The following is a 15,399-nucleotide window of genomic DNA, read 5'->3' as shown; positions in this document are numbered from 1 at the left end:
GTGCATGACCCGCTGACCCTTGATGACGCGTAGAATTGCAGCCTGAATCAATACGTGAGGTTGCAGTGGTGGATTTACAGCAGGGCTTCGTCCTGACCCGGCATTGGCGCGACACCCCGGCCGGCACGGAAGTCGAATTCTGGCTGGCGACCGATACGGGTCCCCGGCGTATCCGCCTGCCTCATCAACCGTCGGTGGCGTTCATTCCGGCCGTCCAGCGCGAGCAAGCGCAACAGGTGCTGTACGGCGAGAAAAACGTCGAGCTAAAGCCCTTGGCCCTGCTGGATTTCGAACACCGCCCGGTTCTTGGCCTGTATTGCCAGCAGCACGGTCAGTTGATGCGTTTGGAAACCGCGCTGCGCAAGGCCGGGGTCGATATGTTCGAGGGCGACGTTCGCCCGGCGGAGCGCTACATGATGGAGCGCTTCATCACGGCGCCGGTGATCTTTGGCGGTACGCCTGATGGCGAGGGCCTGCTGCTCGACGCGCAGATGAAACCTGACCCGACCTACCGGCCCAAGTTGCGGCTGGTCTCACTGGACATCGAAACCACCGCTCAAGGCGAGTTGTATTCCATCGCTCTGGAAGGCTGCGGCGAGCGCCAGGTGTACATGCTCGGGCCACCCAACGGCGACGCCAGCGCGGTGGATTTCCAGCTCGAATACTGCGACTCGCGAACCGTATTGCTGAAAAGACTCAACGAGTGGTTTGCCCGCTACGACCCCGACGCGATCATCGGCTGGAACGTGGTGCAGTTCGACCTGCGTATACTGCATGAACACGCCCGGCGCCTGGCGGTACCGCTCAAGCTTGGACGCGGTGGCGAAGAGATGCAGTGGCGTGAGCATGGCAGCCGCAATCATTACTTCGCGGCAGCGGCGGGACGATTGATCATCGACGGCATCGAATCCTTGCGTTCGGCGACCTGGAATTTTCCCTCGTTCAGTCTGGAAAACGTCGCGCAAACCCTGCTGGGCGAGGGCAAGGCCATCAGCACGCCGTATCAGCGCATGGACGAAATCAACCGCATGTTCGCCGAGGACAAACCGGCCCTCGCCACCTACAACCTCAAAGACTGCGAATTGGTGACCCGGATTTTCGCCAAGACCGAACTGCTGACCTTCCTGCTGGAACGCGCCAGCGTCACCGGTTTGCCGGCGGACCGCAGCGGTGGGTCGGTGGCGGCGTTCACCCACCTTTACATGCCGCTGATGCACCGTCAGGGCTTTGTGGCGCCGAACCTGGGCGGCAAGTCACCACAGGCCAGCCCCGGTGGTTTTGTCATGGACTCGCAACCGGGCCTGTACGAATCGGTGCTGGTACTCGACTACAAAAGCCTTTATCCGTCGATCATCCGCACCTTCCTGATCGACCCGGTCGGGCTGATTGAGGGTTTGCAGCATCCTGATGACAGCGACTCGGTACCGGGTTTTCGCGGGGCGCGTTTTTCCAGATCCCGGCATTGCCTGCCGGCCATCGTCGCCCGGGTCGCCGAAGGCCGCGAAACCGCCAAGCGCGAACACAATGCGCCGCTGTCCCAGGCGCTGAAGATCATCATGAATGCCTTCTACGGCGTGCTCGGCTCCAGTGGCTGCCGATTCTTCGACACACGCCTGGCATCGTCCATCACCTTGCGCGGCCACGAGATCATGCTGCGCACCCGACAGCTGATCGAAGCCCAGGGCCATACGGTGATTTACGGCGACACCGACTCCACGTTCGTCTGGCTGCGCCGCGCTCACGGCCAGGAAGAGGCCGCGCGAATCGGCCACGCGCTGGTGGACCACGTCAACCAGTGGTGGAGTGAACATGTGCGTGAGGAATACGGGCTGGAAAGCGCGTTGGAATTGCAGTTCGAAACCCATTACAAGCGCTTTCTGATGCCGACCATTCGTGGTGCGGAGGAGGGCAGCAAGAAGCGTTACGCTGGCTTGGTCACCCGCGCCGATGGCACGGATGAAATGGTCTACAAAGGCCTGGAAACCGTACGCACCGACTGGTCGCCCCTGGCCCGGCAATTCCAGCAAGAGCTGTATTCGCGGATCTTCCATCGCAAGCCTTATCAGGATTACGTACGCGATTACGTGCAAAAGACCCTCGCCGGCGAGTTCGACGAGCGTCTGATCTACCGCAAGCGTCTGCGGCGCACCCTCGATGATTACGAGCGCAACGTGCCACCCCATGTGCGCGCCGCGCGCATCGCCGATGACTTCAATGACCGGCAGGGCCGCCCGCGTCAGTATCAGAACGGCGGCTGGATCAGCTACGTGATCACCGTCGCCGGGCCCGAACCACTGGAGATTCGCAGCGCGCCTATCGACTACGACCACTACGTCACCCGGCAACTGCAACCGGTGGCAGACGCGATCCTGCCGTTCGTGGACGACGACTTCTCAACCCTGATTGGTGGGCAATTGGGCCTGTTTTAAGTCCAGCAACGACAGCGTCCAGGCATCCGGTATGCCGTGAAAATACTGCGCAAGGGCCTGATGAAAAACGCTGTTTTCTGGGGTGACCTGAGCAAACAGGGTCATTGACGAGTGAAACTTGAGGTCATCGGGATGGCCGAAAATCTCGGCGATCGAGCGCTGTTTGATGTTCAGGACCATTTCCGTGCAGGTTCGCAGTCGTGGACCCAGCAACGGATGTTCCAGATACGCCACGGCTTCCTCGTCGGAGCTAATGGCAAAGTATCGGGACATTTCGCTCCCGCCCAGGCCGGCCAGTTGCGGAAAGATGAACCACATCCAGTGACGACGTTTTTTACCGGCACTCAGTTCTTCCTGGACCCACTCGAATACCGGCTCTTGAGCCTTGATGAAACGTGGCAGGTTAAAAGCATCGAGCGCATCGGTGCTTCTCATGCAGAAACCCTCTGACAATACGTCGATGGGCTCAGACCATGGCCAATCGCTGTTTGCGTTGTGGCGCGTGAAACGCGTGGTCCAGCGCCTCCAGATCCCCGGGATCGAGCTGCAATTGCGGGGCTTGTGCATTTAAGTGTAGATGTTCAGGTTTGACCGCCTTGGGGATGGCAATCACACCGGTCTGCCGCAGAATCCATGCCAGCGCGACCTGGCCGGGTGTCACCCCGTGACGGGCGGCAATTTTTTCAAGCGCAGGATGGGCCAGCATTTCCCCGCCCTGACCGATGGGACAATACGCCATCAATGGCTGCCGCTGCTGTTGGCTCCAGGGCAGTAAATCAAATTCGATGCCGCGCTCTTCCAGGTTATACATCACCTGATTGGTGGCGCAGGCCGGTGAATTCAGTTCGTGCAGGTCGTCCAGATCAAAATTGGACACGCCCCAACGGCCAATCTTGCCGTCTTCACGCAGGCGTTCGAAGGCTTCAACGGTTTCCTCCAGGGGAAACTGGCCGCGCCAGTGCAGCAGGTACAAATCGATGTAATCGGTCTTCAAGCGCCGAAGGCTGCGCTCGCAAGCCAGGGGAATGCCTTGGCAGCTGGCGTTGTGCGGGTAGACCTTGCTGACCAGAAAGACCTTGTCGCGCAAGCCGCTAATGGCTTCAGCGACCACTTCCTCGGCACCGCCTTCTGCGTACATCTCAGCGGTATCGATCAGTGTCATGCCCAACTCGATGCCCAGGCGCAGGGCCGAGACTTCACGCGCTTGCGCCGAGGGATCCTCACCCATACGCCAAGTGCCTTGGCCGACGACCGGTACATTGACGCCGGCCAATTCAAGCGTGCGCATGTAAACCTCCTCTCTGTGCCTCGGTGAATACTGGATTGGCGGACCGTTGGCACCGCACTTTTTTGCTTTTGGTGGCTCTATCCTTGGGCAGCCGATGGCGATCCCCTCCGTTGGCCCATGCCAAGTTCAAGAACCCATGGCTCAAGTTTTACCCCTAATCACCCGAGCGATCCACCGCTGTTGCTTGCTCCTGGCTTACCTGGCGATGCTCTTTGTCACCGGTTGCAGCCAGCAGCAGGGCAATGACATCGTCAGCCAGTTCCGCGAAGGACGCCCCCAGGAGTTTCTCCAGACCAGCGTTGACCGCATGGCCACGCTGGCGATGCGTGACAACCTCAACAGCCTCTACGTGCTGATGAGCAAGCTCTACCTGCGCAATCCCGATGAGCTGAAGAAATCCGGCTTCCTCGACGCCCGAACGGCGGGGAAGCAAGTACGCATGGCCATCGAAGAGCAACAGCCACTGCCCACCCTCGGCGGCAAAAAAGACTTGGCGGCGCTCAGGTATGCGATGAGTCCGGAGTTTCTCGGTGACCGGGTCGGTGCCTTCATTTATGCCATCGGCAGCATGTTGGTGACCGCTCACGGCAATCGTCTGGAGTTCTACATGACGGATGCGATCAACCCGACGTTCGTCAGCAATGCCGCGCGCAACATCGAGATCGCCACGTGGATTCTCAGCCAACGACAAAACAAACAAGGCGAACCGTTGCTGTTTTCCAATGAGATCTCGGAGGAGGGCAGTAACCTGAGTTTTGCCGTGGAGTTCGGCAAGATCGTTGCGCGCCTGGATTTGCTGACGCAGATGCTGGACGAACGGTACCGACGCATCGGCTTGAACTACGCGCAGAGCCTGCTGTTTCTGAACTTCCTGCCGGTGCAATAGGGCTGACACCACTCCCCTGTGGGAGCTAGCTTGCTCGCGATTGCAATCTGACACCCACCATCGATGTTGCCTGATACACCGCTATCGCGAGCAAGCTCGCTCCCACAGGAATTGGGGTGGTGGTTACGTCTCGGATATAACGATAGTCCGCATCGATATAAGTGGTTATAAGAAAAATCGCTATGCTGCGGGCCAGATTTCTCCTGTGCTTTTGTGGACGTATCAATGGATTTAGTGAACATCGGGTTGGTCGTTGCCGGGTTGGTGGTTGGCTTTATTGTTGGCATGACTGGCGTCGGTGGTGGGTCGTTGATGACCCCGATTCTGCTGTGGTTCGGCATCAACCCGGCGACGGCGGTCGGTACCGATCTGCTGTACGCGGCGATCACCAAATCCAGTGGCGTGCTGGTTCACAGGAAAAACAACAACATCGATTGGGCGATTACCGGCTGGCTGACCCTGGGCAGCGTGCCGGCCGTGGCGTTGACGCTGTGGTTCCTGAGCAGCTTGCACACCGCTCCCGAAACGATGAATGCCATCATCAAACAGGCGCTGGGCTTCGTTCTGTTCGCCACGGCGCTGGCCATTCTCTTCAAGAAGCGCCTGCTTGAGTTCGCGCACAATCGCGCCGGCGGCAACTACAACCCCAGCGGCAAGCGCCTCAACGTGATGACGGTGATCACCGGCCTGGTGCTGGGCACCATGGTTGCACTGACGTCCATCGGTGCGGGCGCCCTTGGCACCGTGGCCCTGTTCATCCTGTATCCGCTGCTGCCGACCCGTCGCCTCGTCGGTACGGAAATCGCCCACGCCGTACCGTTGACCCTGGTCGCCGGGCTTGGCCATGCAAGCATGGGCAACATGGACTGGCATGTGCTGGGTTACCTGCTGATTGGTTCGCTGCCGGGTATCTGGTTGGGCAGTCATCTGACCGGCAAGATCTCCGATGAACTGTTGCGCCCGTGCCTGGCGACGATGTTGGTGCTGATCGGTTACAAACTGGCGTTCTGATTCCCACTGATTCGCCAGTGTCACTCGCGGGTGAATATCTCCAGCAGATGCCCATCAGGGTCATCGAAATACACCCGCCGTCCTCCTGCGTAATCATTGATTTCCTTCAGCCGCTGCTTGCCCGGGTCCGCCCACCACGGCTGGCCGCGTGCTTGCAGGCGCGCGAAGGCTTTGTCGAAGTCGTCGTCACCGATCAAAAACGCATAGTGCTGGGATGCAATCGGCGGCTCGTTGTTGTAGAAATCCAGCGACACGCCGTTGTCGAATGTGACGATCAACATCGGGCCGAAAGGCGTGGGTGCGGGCAGCCCGAGGAGATCGGCGAGGAAGTTCGCCGATACCTGCTTGTCGTGGCACCAGACAATGGTGTGGTTCAGCTGAGCGCTCATGGAGAAGTCCTCACGGCGGTTCAGGTGGATCGTTATGGCTTTGAGATTAGCCCAGCCTGTTGCGCAATGACCGCCCTGACCTAAGCTTGGGTCAAGGCGAAACACAATTGCGGTACGTCACCCGGAACGAACGCCGCGATGCGCAATCATTAGAGCGTGGTTATCAAAAGGAGATGCGCATGCTCATCAGGTTTTTGACCCTGACAACCTTGCTGGCTTTCGCCGGTCCCTTGCTCGCAGCCGAAAGCGATTCACCGTTGGACATGGACAAAGGCCGGTCCCGGCCACTGATTGTCATCGCGACCAGCACCGTCGACCCCGTCTGGACGGGTCTGAAAACGTCTCTGAACGATCCCGCCAACAAGGAGGGTATCGCCCAGCGAAATATCAGGGTGTACACCGTGCTGAACATGTTCGGGCAGCTCGACGGCAAGGATCTCGGTCAACAGGACACCATGGCACTGATCCGCGCCCTCAAACTGGGTGCGGGGGCGTTGCCCAAAGTGATCCTGATCGGCAAGGACGGTGAAAAGAAGCTTGAGAGTTCGGGGGAAGAATCAAAGTCAGTCGATTTGAAGAAGATATTCGAGACCATCGACGCGTTGCCCGCGGCGGAGAAAGAAGCGCCCCCGCCCACGGTAGCGACCCCTGTTGCAGCCGAACCGGCCAAAGATGCCAAAGGCACCAAGGCCGCCAAGCCTGGCAAATCGGGTAAAACCGCCAAGCAGCCGGAAATGCCTGATGACTGAACCCTCCTAAAAAATCGGGGCGTCCTAGGATCATGTGCGCTGGCCTGCGAAGGCTTCGGACATTTCCTGCAAGACGCGTCGTACTTCATGAACTGTTGCGTCTCCCTCACTATCGATAACCTCTGTCGGGCCGCTGCAAAATCAGCGGCCGGATGTGGAAGTCCGGTGGTTGCCGAGAACGCGTATGCACCTGTAAACACATGTTTGCGTTTTTTATGCCAACATTGTTGCTTATGGCAGCTTTGCGCAGGAGCACTCTTGAGTGCACTGGGTTTCTCTCGGTATCCCGGACTTCCACACCTGCGTACGGCTGCCACCCTCTCTGTGGAAGTGAGATCGGCAGTTTATTTAATTACCGAGGTTCTTCGCACATGAAAAAACTAAGTCCCAATCCCCCCCAAGTCTCAGCAGAAGCTGAAACTCTCGATCCCGTCCAACTTTCAGAAACCACAGAGCGCACCGTCAGCGCGCGTTTGCGAAACCCCGGCCACGCCGACCCAATTAGCCACGTCTTCACGATCACTCCAGACGTCGACTCACCAACCCTTCTATGTCATGCCTGCGAAACCCTGGCATCGCTGAATGTCCTGATTACGGATCTGGCCTGCAAGCTGGAAGGCTCGAAACGCAATGTTGCGCTATCGATACAGCAATTGGCGGTCATCGCCGAGTTGTTGGTGAACCAGGCGCTGGATAATGTTGACCCACCCGAAGGTGCGCCTGTCGTTCATCCACCTGTACGGCATTGAGAGGGGGGATCACTGATGGCTAGATACATGCCGATTACGGGCATCGATTGCCAAATTGCTTCGTTGCTGATTGATACGGATGCTCCGGTGGATGTGTTACATGAAACCGCAGCGTATCGCATTCGTAGCGTGACCCAACTGCTGGAAACCTTGTCCGTCGCGGAGGGAGTGGGCCGTGATGCTTTGCTGTTACAGGATTTTGCGCGGGTGTTGGCGATTCCGCTGCGCGACGGTTGTGATTTGATGGATGTCATCGGACGACGATTGCAGCCTCAGTAACGACAATGGGCGATCTAAACAATCGCCCATTTTTTTTGCGCGTGAAGTATCCGTCTTTGCTGGCTTCGGAAGTTTCATTCAAGTTGCGTAGCACTTGATGAACTAGTGCCCTACAGCGCACACCGTTAGCCTTCATGGAAGTCCGCGATATTTAGGGACTTAAGGACGAAAACATCCGTGGAAAGAAGGAGCCTCGCCTGTGAAAAAGTTCAACAAGTCTCAACTACTGCAAACCCAAATCCAAGCCGATAATACTGCCCCTGCGAAAGTGTGCGATACCGCGAAAACGGTGGTCACTCCGCATCCCAAGCATATTCCCTCGCCCCGGCAGATATTCGCCATTATCCCCGGCGTCGACACACTGACCCTGCTGAATGAGGCCTGCGAAATGCTCGCCACCCTGAATGTTCTGATCGCCAATTTTGCCAGCAAGCTGGACGGCCCGAATCTCAATGTACTGCTGTCGATCCAGCAGTTGGCGACGGTCGCCGAGATGTCGCTGAATCAGGTGCGAGACAATCTTTATCCGCGAGACGATGCACCTGCCAGCCAGACGCCGACCTGGCATTGAGCAAACGCAATAACGACAATGGGCGACCTTGAAGGGGTCGCCCATTTTTCGTCGATTCCGAATCCTCGCCACCGTCAAGCGCAGTGGATTACTCCATCAAGGCGTTCAATATCGTGTGGGCGATCTTGATTCGCTCCGGGTTCGGGTAGTTTTTGTTCGCCAGAATCACGATGCCAATGTCCTTCGAGGGGACAAATGCGATGTAGGCACCGAAGCCGCCGGTTGAACCGGTTTTGTTGATCCACACGCTTTCTTGTTCAGCTTGCGGTGGATTGAGCCAATGGACGGTATGAGCGTTCATCGCCATCTCCGTCGAGTTCCCGGCGAGCAGTCGATCCAGCGTGACCGGGTAAGGGTAGAGCTCCCAACCCAGCCCCTGTGTCATGTCGCCCACGGTGTAATAACCGGTATGGGTTGTGGCGATGGCTTGCTGCAACGGCTTTTCCAGTTTGCCGGGTTTCATGTTCGCATCAACATAACGCAGCAGGTCCGAGGTGCTGGTTTTCACGCCGTAGGCTTCGGAGTCCAGCGCGCCCGGCCCGACGCGCACGGGCTTGTCTTCCTTGTTGTAACCCTGAGCGTATAGCCCCATCTGGTCTTGGGGGACCGTGAGGTAGGTGTGCTTCAGGCCAAGTTTCGGTAATAGGGTCTTTTCCATCAGGACATCGAACGGCTGACCCATGCTGTAGGCGGCGAGGTAACCGGACAGCCCTATGCTTGGGTTCGAATACTGGCGATGGGTGCCCGCCGGATAAACCGGTGTCCACTGCTTGAAGTAACCCAGCATTGTCTCTGGATGGTCAGCTTCACTAGGGAACTGCAGCGGTAATCCGCCGGCGGTGTAGGTCCCCAGTTGCAGCACGCTGATGTGGTCGAATGTACTGCCTCGCAATATCGGCAAAACAGCGCTGGCAGGTTCGGACAGGGATAGTTTGCCGTTGGCCTGCGCGTAAGCGGCCAGCGTGGCAGTGAAGGTTTTGCTGACCGAGCCGATTTCGAACAGGGTGTTCTGGCTGACCGGTCTGCGGTTCTCTTTGGACGTTACACCGTAATTAAAGTAATGCGGCTGGCCATTTTGGGTGATCGCCACAGCGAGCCCGGTAATGTTTTGTTGCTGCATCACCGGAACGACGGCGGCATTGACCAGCGTTTCGAGCTGCTGCTCGGACGGTGTCGCGGCGATGCACGGCGCTGCGCCGAGGGTGAGTGCAAAAGCACTGTAGAGCCCAAGCCTTGGCAGTTTGTCTGTGTACATGTCTGATCCACTCTTCATGAGTTGTGATGATGGTAACCCGCTACACTCCATGCGCTCATGCAAAACGGGCTAGCGAACAGGCGGGCCAAATCTAGGCAGTCTGCCGAGCGTCGGCAAACGACGATATTTCGGGCTAGCCATTAGAAAAACTATGGAGTCGGCATGATTCGTCCTCACTTGCCACTGAATGCATTGCGCGCTTTCGAGGCATCCGCACGTCATTTGAGTTTCACACGCGCGGCAGTGGAGTTGTTCGTCACGCCAGCGGCAGTGAGTCATCAGGTCAAAAGTCTTGAAGCCCAGTTGAATGTGACGCTGTTCAAGCGCTTGCCACGCGGGCTGCTGCTGACCAGTGAAGGTGAAACCTTGCTGCCGGTGTTGCGCGAGTCTTTCGATCGAATCGCCGAAACGCTTGAGCGCTTTGAAGGTGGACACTATCGAGAGGTGTTGACGGTGGGAGCAGTGGGGACCTTTGCGGTCGGTTGGCTGTTGCCACGGCTGGCGGACTTCCAGGCGAAACATCCATTTATAGATTTACGACTGTCGACCAATAACAACCGGGTGGATGTGGCCGCTGAAGGTCTGGATTACGCGATTCGATTTGGTGCTGGCGCGTGGCACGGGATTGAAGCGCTGCGGTTGATCGATGCGCCGTTGTCGGTGTTGTGCGTTCCCGAACTCGCCCGGCAATTGCGATCGCCTGAGGATCTGCTGAAACAGACCTTGTTACGTTCCTATCGCACAGACGAATGGCCTGAGTGGTTTTTGGCCTGTGGGTTGCCAGCCAATGCGCCGTCCGCCAAGAGCATTGTTTTCGATTCTTCGCTGGCGATGATGGAAGCCGCACTCCAAGGCGCCGGCATTGCGTTGGCGCCGCCCCTGATGTTTTCTCGGCAATTGGCTTCGGGTGCCATCGAACAACCTTTTGGCATCGGAATCACCACCGGTAGCTACTGGCTGACCCGCTTGCAGTCGCGCACAGAAACGGCGGCGATGACGGCGTTCAAAGACTGGCTAGTCCAATCAGTCGAGATGGATTAGCGAACGCCACACTGGCGGGCAACCTCCCTCGTCACTAAGTCAGTGTTACAGGCCGATCATTACTGGCTAGCACCGACATCGCGCATCAACAAGCCAAACTTCAGGTCCACCGAGTCCGGGATCGGCAAATACACCGTGTGCCCGTCCCCCGGAGCGACTTCAATCGGCTCGCCTTTGATGTTTTGCAATTGATGTAAGTCGAAATGGAAGTTGCCCTGGGGTGTCATCAATTCCATGTGATCGCCCAGGCCAAAGCGGTTCTTCACTTTGACCTCCGCCAGCCCCTCACGCCGCTCACCGGTCAATTCACCGACAAACTGCTGGCGCTCCGACACCGAGCTGCCGTGCTGATAGTTCTGATATTCGTCATGCACATGCCGACGCAAAAAACCTTCGGTGTAGCCGCGCTGCGCCAATGACTCCAGATCGGTCATCAGGCTACGGTCGAATTCACGGCCGGCGACGGCATCGTCGATAGCCTGGCGATACACCTGCGTGGTGCGCGCGCAATAGAAATGGGATTTGGTCCGTCCTTCGATCTTCAGCGAGTGCACGCCCATGTGCGTCAGACGCTCGACATGTTGAACGGCGCGCAGGTCCTTGGCATTCATGATGTAGGTGCCGTGCTCGTCTTCGAAAGCCGGCATCAGTTCGTCCGGTCGATTGGCTTCCTGCAACAGGAACACCTGATCGGTTGGGGCGCCAATACCGAGGGTCGGTTCAGGCTGATACTGCTGGACGATCTCGCCGAGCTGGTTTTCCGTGGCCTCTTGCGCCGAATATTTCCAGCGGCAGGCGTTGGTGCAACTGCCCTGATTGGCATCGCGCTTGTTCATGTAACCCGACAGCAGGCAACGTCCGGAATACGCCATGCACAACGCGCCGTGGACAAACACCTCCAGCTCCATGGCCGGCACTTGCTGGCGGATTTCTGCGATTTCTTCCAGGGACAGTTCCCGCGACAGGATGATCCGGCTCACGCCCTGTTGCTGCCAGAACTCGACACTCGCCCAATTGACGGTATTGGCCTGCACCGACAGATGAATCGGCATCTGCGGGAAGTGCCGCCGCACCAGCATGATCAGACCCGGATCGGACATGATCAGCGCGTCCGGTGCCATGGCGATCACCGGTGCCAGATCCTTGAGGAAGGTCTTGAGCTTGGCGTTGTGCGGCGCAATGTTCACCACCACATAAAAGCGCTTGCCATGCGCCTGGGCTTCCTGGATCCCAAGGGCCAGGTTGGCGTGATCGAATTCGTTATTGCGCACCCGCAAGCTGTAGCGCGGCTGGCCGGCGTACACCGCATCGGCGCCGTAGGCGAAGGCATAACGCATGTTTTTCAAGGTGCCGGCGGGGGCGAGCAGTTCGGGGGCAAGGGGAGTCATGGCAATGTCAGTCGCAAAAGGCTGAGAGCATAGGCGCCTTGCCCAGGGAGTTTATTGATCTGGATCCAGGCTTTGTGAACAAACGCATGGCACTCGCGCGAACCGTGGAGGACTAAGCATTAGGACAGCTCAACTTATAAGCACCTGCGCACTGACACGGATCGGACATGAACGAAAAAACCGTACGAAATAAATCGCTGGTGATTTTGTTGGGGGTGGTCACTGTCGCGTTCATCTGGATCTTGCTGCCGTTCTACGGCGCGGTGTTCTGGGCGGTGATCCTTGGCATCCTCTTTGCGCCGATGCAGCGTCGACTGCAATTGAAGCTGGGTTGGGAGCGCAACATGACGTCGCTGCTCACACTGAGTATCTGCCTGGTGATTGCGATCCTGCCGGTGATCATCCTCGCCTTCTTCCTGGTTCAAGAGGGGGCGGTACTGTACAAAAACATCGAAAGTGGGGAGTTGGACATAGCGGGGTATGTGTCCCACTTCAAACACAGCCTCCCTCCGTACTTCCAGCATTTGCTCGATCGGGCGGGGGTGGGTGAACTGAGCGGGCTGCGGGAAAAAATCATCAAGAGTGCGGTAACGGGTAACGAGTTTATTGCCACTCAGGTGTTCAGTTTCGGCCAGGGAACATTTGAATTTGTGGTGAGCTTTTTCATCATGCTCTACCTGTTGTATTTCTTTTTGCGCGACGGTGCCGACCTGGCACGCCAGGTTCGCGCGGCCGTGCCGTTGCAGGAACACCAGAAACGTCGGTTGCAACTCAAGTTCAATCGGGTAGTGCGGGCCACAGTGAAGGGTAACTTATTGGTGGCGATCACACAGGGCGCCTTGGGTGGTTTGATTTTCTGGTTTCTGGACATCCCGAGCGTGTTGCTCTGGGCGGTGCTGATGGCGTTTTTGTCGCTGTTGCCAGCGGTGGGGGCGGGGATTATCTGGGCGCCGGCGGCGGCGTTTTTCCTGCTCGGCGGGTCGATCTGGCAGGGCGTGGTGTTGGGGCTGTACGGGATTTTTGTGATCGGCCTGGTGGATAACGTGCTGCGACCGATCCTGGTGGGCAAGGACACCAAGATGCCGGACTACCTGATCCTCATCTCGACCCTGGGCGGGTTGGCAGTCTTTGGCCTCAACGGCTTTGTCATCGGGCCACTGATCGCCGCCTTGTTCATATCGAGCTGGGCCATTTTCCTTGAAACCAAACCGAAGGTGCAGCTGCCTTAGGCGCTGAGCCGACCTTGGTCGATACGCTGTGACAAGGCCTGGGCGTCCGGCAGCGAGGTGAGCGGACCGCTGATGGCCTCGCCGTCCTGCACCAGATACCAGCAGGCAAGCAGCCCCCGCGCTCTAAGCGGGGCGGGAACGGCGCTGCCAATTACGGACATGATTTGAACCTGGGACATAAGTACCTCCATCAATCGATGGGGCTACCTTACGGACCCGGCTCAAAAACGGAAAATCAACGCTTTCGATAGTCGTCATTGACGCCGATGACTGTTCGCCTCAGTCGACGACCAGATCGAGCATATGAACCACTTCGTGCTCATTGAGCAGGCCTTTGCGCACCAGGTTTTCCGCCAGCAGGGAAAGGAACTTGGCGCTGCGATGGCCTTCCAGGTGCTTGAGTTCGGTCAAAGCGTTGTACACCTTGCTGGAAGTGCACAAACCGACAATGCGGTGCGGGTTTTGTGTGGGCATGAGGTCGTCCTTGTTGTTATTGACCTGTTGTTTGCGGACAGATCCAAGCTTGCGGACCTGACATGACATAAATATGACCGTTTGGCGCAAGACGGGGGTGATTCAAGTCAATATTGCCAATTTGAACCGCCGATGCTGTTCCCACAGCGACATTGAAGCGATTTATCCGGACGTTCGCTGATAAAAGGTCATAAAAAGCCCCGTTGCTAAGGCGGGGCCGGGTGATTACCAGTGACCATTACCGTGGCCACGGCCATAGTAACCGCGTGGCGGGCCGTAATAACGCGGCGGGCCGTAGTAACGCGGTGGACCGTAGTAAACCGGTGCAGGGGCGTAATAGACGGGTTGTTGCACGTAGACCGGCGCTGGTTGGTAGTAAACCGGTGGCGGTTGGTAATAGACCGGTTGTTGTTGTACATAGACCGGCCGATTGGCGTTAATCAGGGCCGAACCGACGAGGGCTGAACCGACGATCGCGCCATAAATCGCTGGACCTTGCCAGCAGTTACCACAACCACCGCCATGGGCTTGCGCCGGCGCTGTGATTGCGAGTGCACCGATCAGAAAGGCAACTGCAGGAATTGAACGAATCATGATAATTCCTCGGCTCCTCGACCCGGCGCTTGCGTCTGCAATAGACCCAAGGATTCTCGCGGGGGATACCTCTAAGACAGCATTTCTTCGAAAATCAGCACAGTCGTCAGGTAAATTTTGTGTAAGGTCTGTACCGGTTTCCTGACGGCCCGCGCTATCTCGCGCTGCCTGTACAGTAATGATCGATCAGACCCGATGGAATGGCTAATCCCGTCCATCTGAAAGTGCTATTGAAGGAGAAAGTTTCATGCAGATGAACCCCAACCGAGACACTCAGCTGTGCATGTCGCTGTCCGCGCGCCCCGGCAACTTTGGCCTGCGGTTTCACAATCATCTGTATGAACAACTGGGCCTGAACTTCTACTACAAAGCGTTCAGCAGCCAGGATTTGCCCGGTGCCGTGGGTGGTATTCGGGCCCTGGGTATTCGTGGCTGCGGCGTGTCGATGCCGTTCAAGGAAGCCTGCATCGCACTGGTGGATGAACTGGACGCCTCGGCGGCGGCCATTCAATCGATCAACACCATCGTCAACACGGATGGCCATTTAAAGGCCTACAACACGGATTACATTGCCGTCGCGCAACTGCTCAAATCCCACGAAGTCCCCAAGGACTCGACCTTTGCCCTGCGCGGCAGCGGCGGCATGGCCAAAGCGGTGGCCAGCGCCTTGCGCGACGGAGGCTATAAAAACGGCTTGATCATCGCCCGTAATGCACGCGCCGGGCGTGCATTGGCTGACTCCCTGGGCTATCAGTGGCAAGCGGAACTGGGCGCACAGCGCCCGCACATGCTGATCAACGTCACACCGATCGGCATGACGGGCGGCCCGGAGGCCGATCAACTGGCGTTCGATCCTGAAACCATTGCCGCTGCCGAGACGGTCTTCGATGTGGTGGCGATCCCCTCGGAAACACCACTGATTGTGCGGGGACGCGCAGAAGGCAAGCAGGTGATTACCGGGCTGGAAGTGGTCGCCATCCAGGCCCTGGAGCAATTTGTGCTGTATACCGGCGTCAGACCGACAGATGAGCAGTTCCACAAAGCCGTGGAATTTGCCCGCAGCTAGG

18 protein-coding genes are annotated in these 15,399 nt (G+C 57.8%); 10 read left to right on the top strand and 8 right to left on the bottom strand.

The window, feature by feature from the left end:
• The first annotated feature begins 68 nt into the window (after window positions 1-68).
• Complete coding sequence (locus J2Y56_RS10285; protein WP_162131641.1) at window positions 69-2,429, top strand: DNA polymerase II; 2,361 nt, start codon at window positions 69-71, stop codon at window positions 2,427-2,429.
• Here J2Y56_RS10285 and J2Y56_RS10280 read toward each other — a convergent pair.
• Both J2Y56_RS10280 and J2Y56_RS10275 read right to left on the bottom strand, forming a co-directional pair.
• Window positions 2,394-2,864, bottom strand: a complete 471-nt coding sequence (locus J2Y56_RS10280; RefSeq protein WP_007944795.1) for a DUF1810 domain-containing protein — start codon at window positions 2,862-2,864, stop codon at window positions 2,394-2,396. The two genes, J2Y56_RS10285 and J2Y56_RS10280, sit on opposite strands and share 36 nt — an antisense overlap.
• A 31-nt stretch (window positions 2,865-2,895) precedes the next feature.
• Window positions 2,896-3,717, bottom strand: coding sequence for an aldo/keto reductase (locus J2Y56_RS10275; RefSeq protein ID WP_310349973.1), 822 nt, complete (start codon window positions 3,715-3,717; stop codon window positions 2,896-2,898).
• 136 nt (window positions 3,718-3,853) lie between these two features.
• Here J2Y56_RS10275 and J2Y56_RS10270 point away from each other — a divergent pair, with 136 nt between their 5' ends.
• Both J2Y56_RS10270 and J2Y56_RS10265 read left to right on the top strand, forming a co-directional pair.
• Entirely contained in the window at window positions 3,854-4,603 is a 750-nt protein-coding gene (locus J2Y56_RS10270) for a hypothetical protein (protein WP_007944791.1), read from the top strand.
• 225 nt (window positions 4,604-4,828) lie between these two features.
• Complete coding sequence (locus tag J2Y56_RS10265) at window positions 4,829-5,614, top strand: sulfite exporter TauE/SafE family protein (RefSeq protein WP_007944787.1); 786 nt, start codon at window positions 4,829-4,831, stop codon at window positions 5,612-5,614.
• Window positions 5,615-5,634: 20 nt separating this feature from the next.
• Here the strand turns inward: J2Y56_RS10265 and J2Y56_RS10260 are convergent, their stop codons facing one another.
• Complete coding sequence (locus J2Y56_RS10260) at window positions 5,635-6,003, bottom strand: VOC family protein (RefSeq protein WP_007944786.1); 369 nt, start codon at window positions 6,001-6,003, stop codon at window positions 5,635-5,637.
• 179 nt (window positions 6,004-6,182) lie between these two features.
• Here J2Y56_RS10260 and J2Y56_RS10255 point away from each other — a divergent pair, with 179 nt between their 5' ends.
• The 4 genes from J2Y56_RS10255 to J2Y56_RS10240 all read left to right on the top strand — a co-directional run bounded on the left by J2Y56_RS10255 (window position 6,183) and on the right by J2Y56_RS10240 (window position 8,351).
• Window positions 6,183-6,752, top strand: a complete 570-nt coding sequence (locus tag J2Y56_RS10255; protein ID WP_007944785.1) for a DUF4174 domain-containing protein — start codon at window positions 6,183-6,185, stop codon at window positions 6,750-6,752.
• A gap of 371 nt (window positions 6,753-7,123) precedes the next feature.
• Entirely contained in the window at window positions 7,124-7,501 is a 378-nt protein-coding gene (locus tag J2Y56_RS10250; protein ID WP_007944784.1) for a DUF6124 family protein, read from the top strand.
• A gap of 15 nt (window positions 7,502-7,516) precedes the next feature.
• Window positions 7,517-7,780 (top strand): hypothetical protein, encoded by a 264-nt coding sequence (locus J2Y56_RS10245; protein ID WP_033049088.1) that lies wholly within the window; start codon window positions 7,517-7,519, stop codon window positions 7,778-7,780.
• A 199-nt stretch (window positions 7,781-7,979) separates the two neighbouring features.
• Entirely contained in the window at window positions 7,980-8,351 is a 372-nt protein-coding gene (locus tag J2Y56_RS10240; RefSeq protein WP_007944782.1) for a DUF6124 family protein, read from the top strand.
• An 88-nt stretch (window positions 8,352-8,439) separates the two neighbouring features.
• Here the strand turns inward: J2Y56_RS10240 and ampC are convergent, their stop codons facing one another.
• Window positions 8,440-9,606, bottom strand: a complete 1,167-nt coding sequence (gene ampC, locus J2Y56_RS10235) for a class C beta-lactamase (RefSeq protein WP_310349971.1) — start codon at window positions 9,604-9,606, stop codon at window positions 8,440-8,442.
• Between the two features lie 162 nt (window positions 9,607-9,768).
• Here ampC and J2Y56_RS10230 point away from each other — a divergent pair, with 162 nt between their 5' ends.
• A complete protein-coding gene (locus J2Y56_RS10230) occupies window positions 9,769-10,647 on the top strand; it encodes a LysR family transcriptional regulator (protein WP_007944779.1) in 879 nt (292 codons plus the stop codon).
• Window positions 10,648-10,706: 59 nt separating this feature from the next.
• Here the strand turns inward: J2Y56_RS10230 and yegQ are convergent, their stop codons facing one another.
• Window positions 10,707-12,035, bottom strand: a complete 1,329-nt coding sequence (yegQ, locus tag J2Y56_RS10225; protein ID WP_007944778.1) for a tRNA 5-hydroxyuridine modification protein YegQ — start codon at window positions 12,033-12,035, stop codon at window positions 10,707-10,709.
• A 167-nt stretch (window positions 12,036-12,202) separates the two neighbouring features.
• On the opposite strand from yegQ, the gene J2Y56_RS10220 reads away from it, so the two are divergent.
• Complete coding sequence (locus J2Y56_RS10220; protein ID WP_007944777.1) at window positions 12,203-13,264, top strand: AI-2E family transporter; 1,062 nt, start codon at window positions 12,203-12,205, stop codon at window positions 13,262-13,264.
• Here J2Y56_RS10220 and J2Y56_RS10215 read toward each other — a convergent pair.
• From J2Y56_RS10215 to J2Y56_RS10205, 3 genes are all read right to left on the bottom strand, one after another.
• Window positions 13,261-13,443 (bottom strand): hypothetical protein, encoded by a 183-nt coding sequence (locus tag J2Y56_RS10215; protein ID WP_007944774.1) that lies wholly within the window; start codon window positions 13,441-13,443, stop codon window positions 13,261-13,263. The two genes, J2Y56_RS10220 and J2Y56_RS10215, sit on opposite strands and share 4 nt — an antisense overlap.
• A 100-nt stretch (window positions 13,444-13,543) precedes the next feature.
• Entirely contained in the window at window positions 13,544-13,738 is a 195-nt protein-coding gene (locus tag J2Y56_RS10210) for a hypothetical protein (protein ID WP_007944773.1), read from the bottom strand.
• A gap of 225 nt (window positions 13,739-13,963) precedes the next feature.
• Window positions 13,964-14,332, bottom strand: coding sequence for a hypothetical protein (locus J2Y56_RS10205; RefSeq protein WP_007944772.1), 369 nt, complete (start codon window positions 14,330-14,332; stop codon window positions 13,964-13,966).
• A gap of 247 nt (window positions 14,333-14,579) precedes the next feature.
• On the opposite strand from J2Y56_RS10205, the gene J2Y56_RS10200 reads away from it, so the two are divergent.
• Window positions 14,580-15,398: a shikimate 5-dehydrogenase gene (locus J2Y56_RS10200; RefSeq protein ID WP_007944771.1), complete on the top strand. Its 819-nt coding sequence runs from the start codon at window positions 14,580-14,582 to the stop codon at window positions 15,396-15,398.
• Window position 15,399 lies beyond the last annotated feature (1 nt).

Origin of the sequence: Pseudomonas sp. BE134 (assembly GCF_031456105.1) — a bacterium.
Taxonomy (GTDB): domain Bacteria; phylum Pseudomonadota; class Gammaproteobacteria; order Pseudomonadales; family Pseudomonadaceae; genus Aquipseudomonas.
This window is presented reverse-complemented; position numbering and strand designations above follow the sequence as displayed.

Bases quoted from the DNA above. Each gene is read 5' to 3' on its own strand.
- J2Y56_RS10260 (WP_007944786.1), bottom strand. From the start codon at position 6,003: ATGAGCGCTCAGCTGAACCACACCATTGTCTGGTGCCACGACAAGCAG.
- ampC (WP_310349971.1), bottom strand. From the start codon at position 9,606: ATGTACACAGACAAACTGCCAAGGCTTGGGCTCTACAGTGCTTTTGCA.
- J2Y56_RS10230 (WP_007944779.1), top strand. From the start codon at position 9,769: ATGATTCGTCCTCACTTGCCACTGAATGCATTGCGCGCTTTCGAGGCA.
- J2Y56_RS10250 (WP_007944784.1), top strand. From the start codon at position 7,124: ATGAAAAAACTAAGTCCCAATCCCCCCCAAGTCTCAGCAGAAGCTGAA.
- J2Y56_RS10210 (WP_007944773.1), bottom strand. From the start codon at position 13,738: ATGCCCACACAAAACCCGCACCGCATTGTCGGTTTGTGCACTTCCAGC.
- J2Y56_RS10245 (WP_033049088.1), top strand. From the start codon at position 7,517: ATGGCTAGATACATGCCGATTACGGGCATCGATTGCCAAATTGCTTCG.
- J2Y56_RS10280 (WP_007944795.1), bottom strand. From the start codon at position 2,864: ATGAGAAGCACCGATGCGCTCGATGCTTTTAACCTGCCACGTTTCATC.
- J2Y56_RS10215 (WP_007944774.1), bottom strand. From the start codon at position 13,443: ATGTCCCAGGTTCAAATCATGTCCGTAATTGGCAGCGCCGTTCCCGCC.
- J2Y56_RS10270 (WP_007944791.1), top strand. From the start codon at position 3,854: ATGGCTCAAGTTTTACCCCTAATCACCCGAGCGATCCACCGCTGTTGC.
- J2Y56_RS10275 (WP_310349973.1), bottom strand. From the start codon at position 3,717: ATGCGCACGCTTGAATTGGCCGGCGTCAATGTACCGGTCGTCGGCCAA.
- J2Y56_RS10205 (WP_007944772.1), bottom strand. From the start codon at position 14,332: ATGATTCGTTCAATTCCTGCAGTTGCCTTTCTGATCGGTGCACTCGCA.
- J2Y56_RS10255 (WP_007944785.1), top strand. From the start codon at position 6,183: ATGCTCATCAGGTTTTTGACCCTGACAACCTTGCTGGCTTTCGCCGGT.
- yegQ (WP_007944778.1), bottom strand. From the start codon at position 12,035: ATGACTCCCCTTGCCCCCGAACTGCTCGCCCCCGCCGGCACCTTGAAA.
- J2Y56_RS10200 (WP_007944771.1), top strand. From the start codon at position 14,580: ATGCAGATGAACCCCAACCGAGACACTCAGCTGTGCATGTCGCTGTCC.
- J2Y56_RS10265 (WP_007944787.1), top strand. From the start codon at position 4,829: ATGGATTTAGTGAACATCGGGTTGGTCGTTGCCGGGTTGGTGGTTGGC.
- J2Y56_RS10220 (WP_007944777.1), top strand. From the start codon at position 12,203: ATGAACGAAAAAACCGTACGAAATAAATCGCTGGTGATTTTGTTGGGG.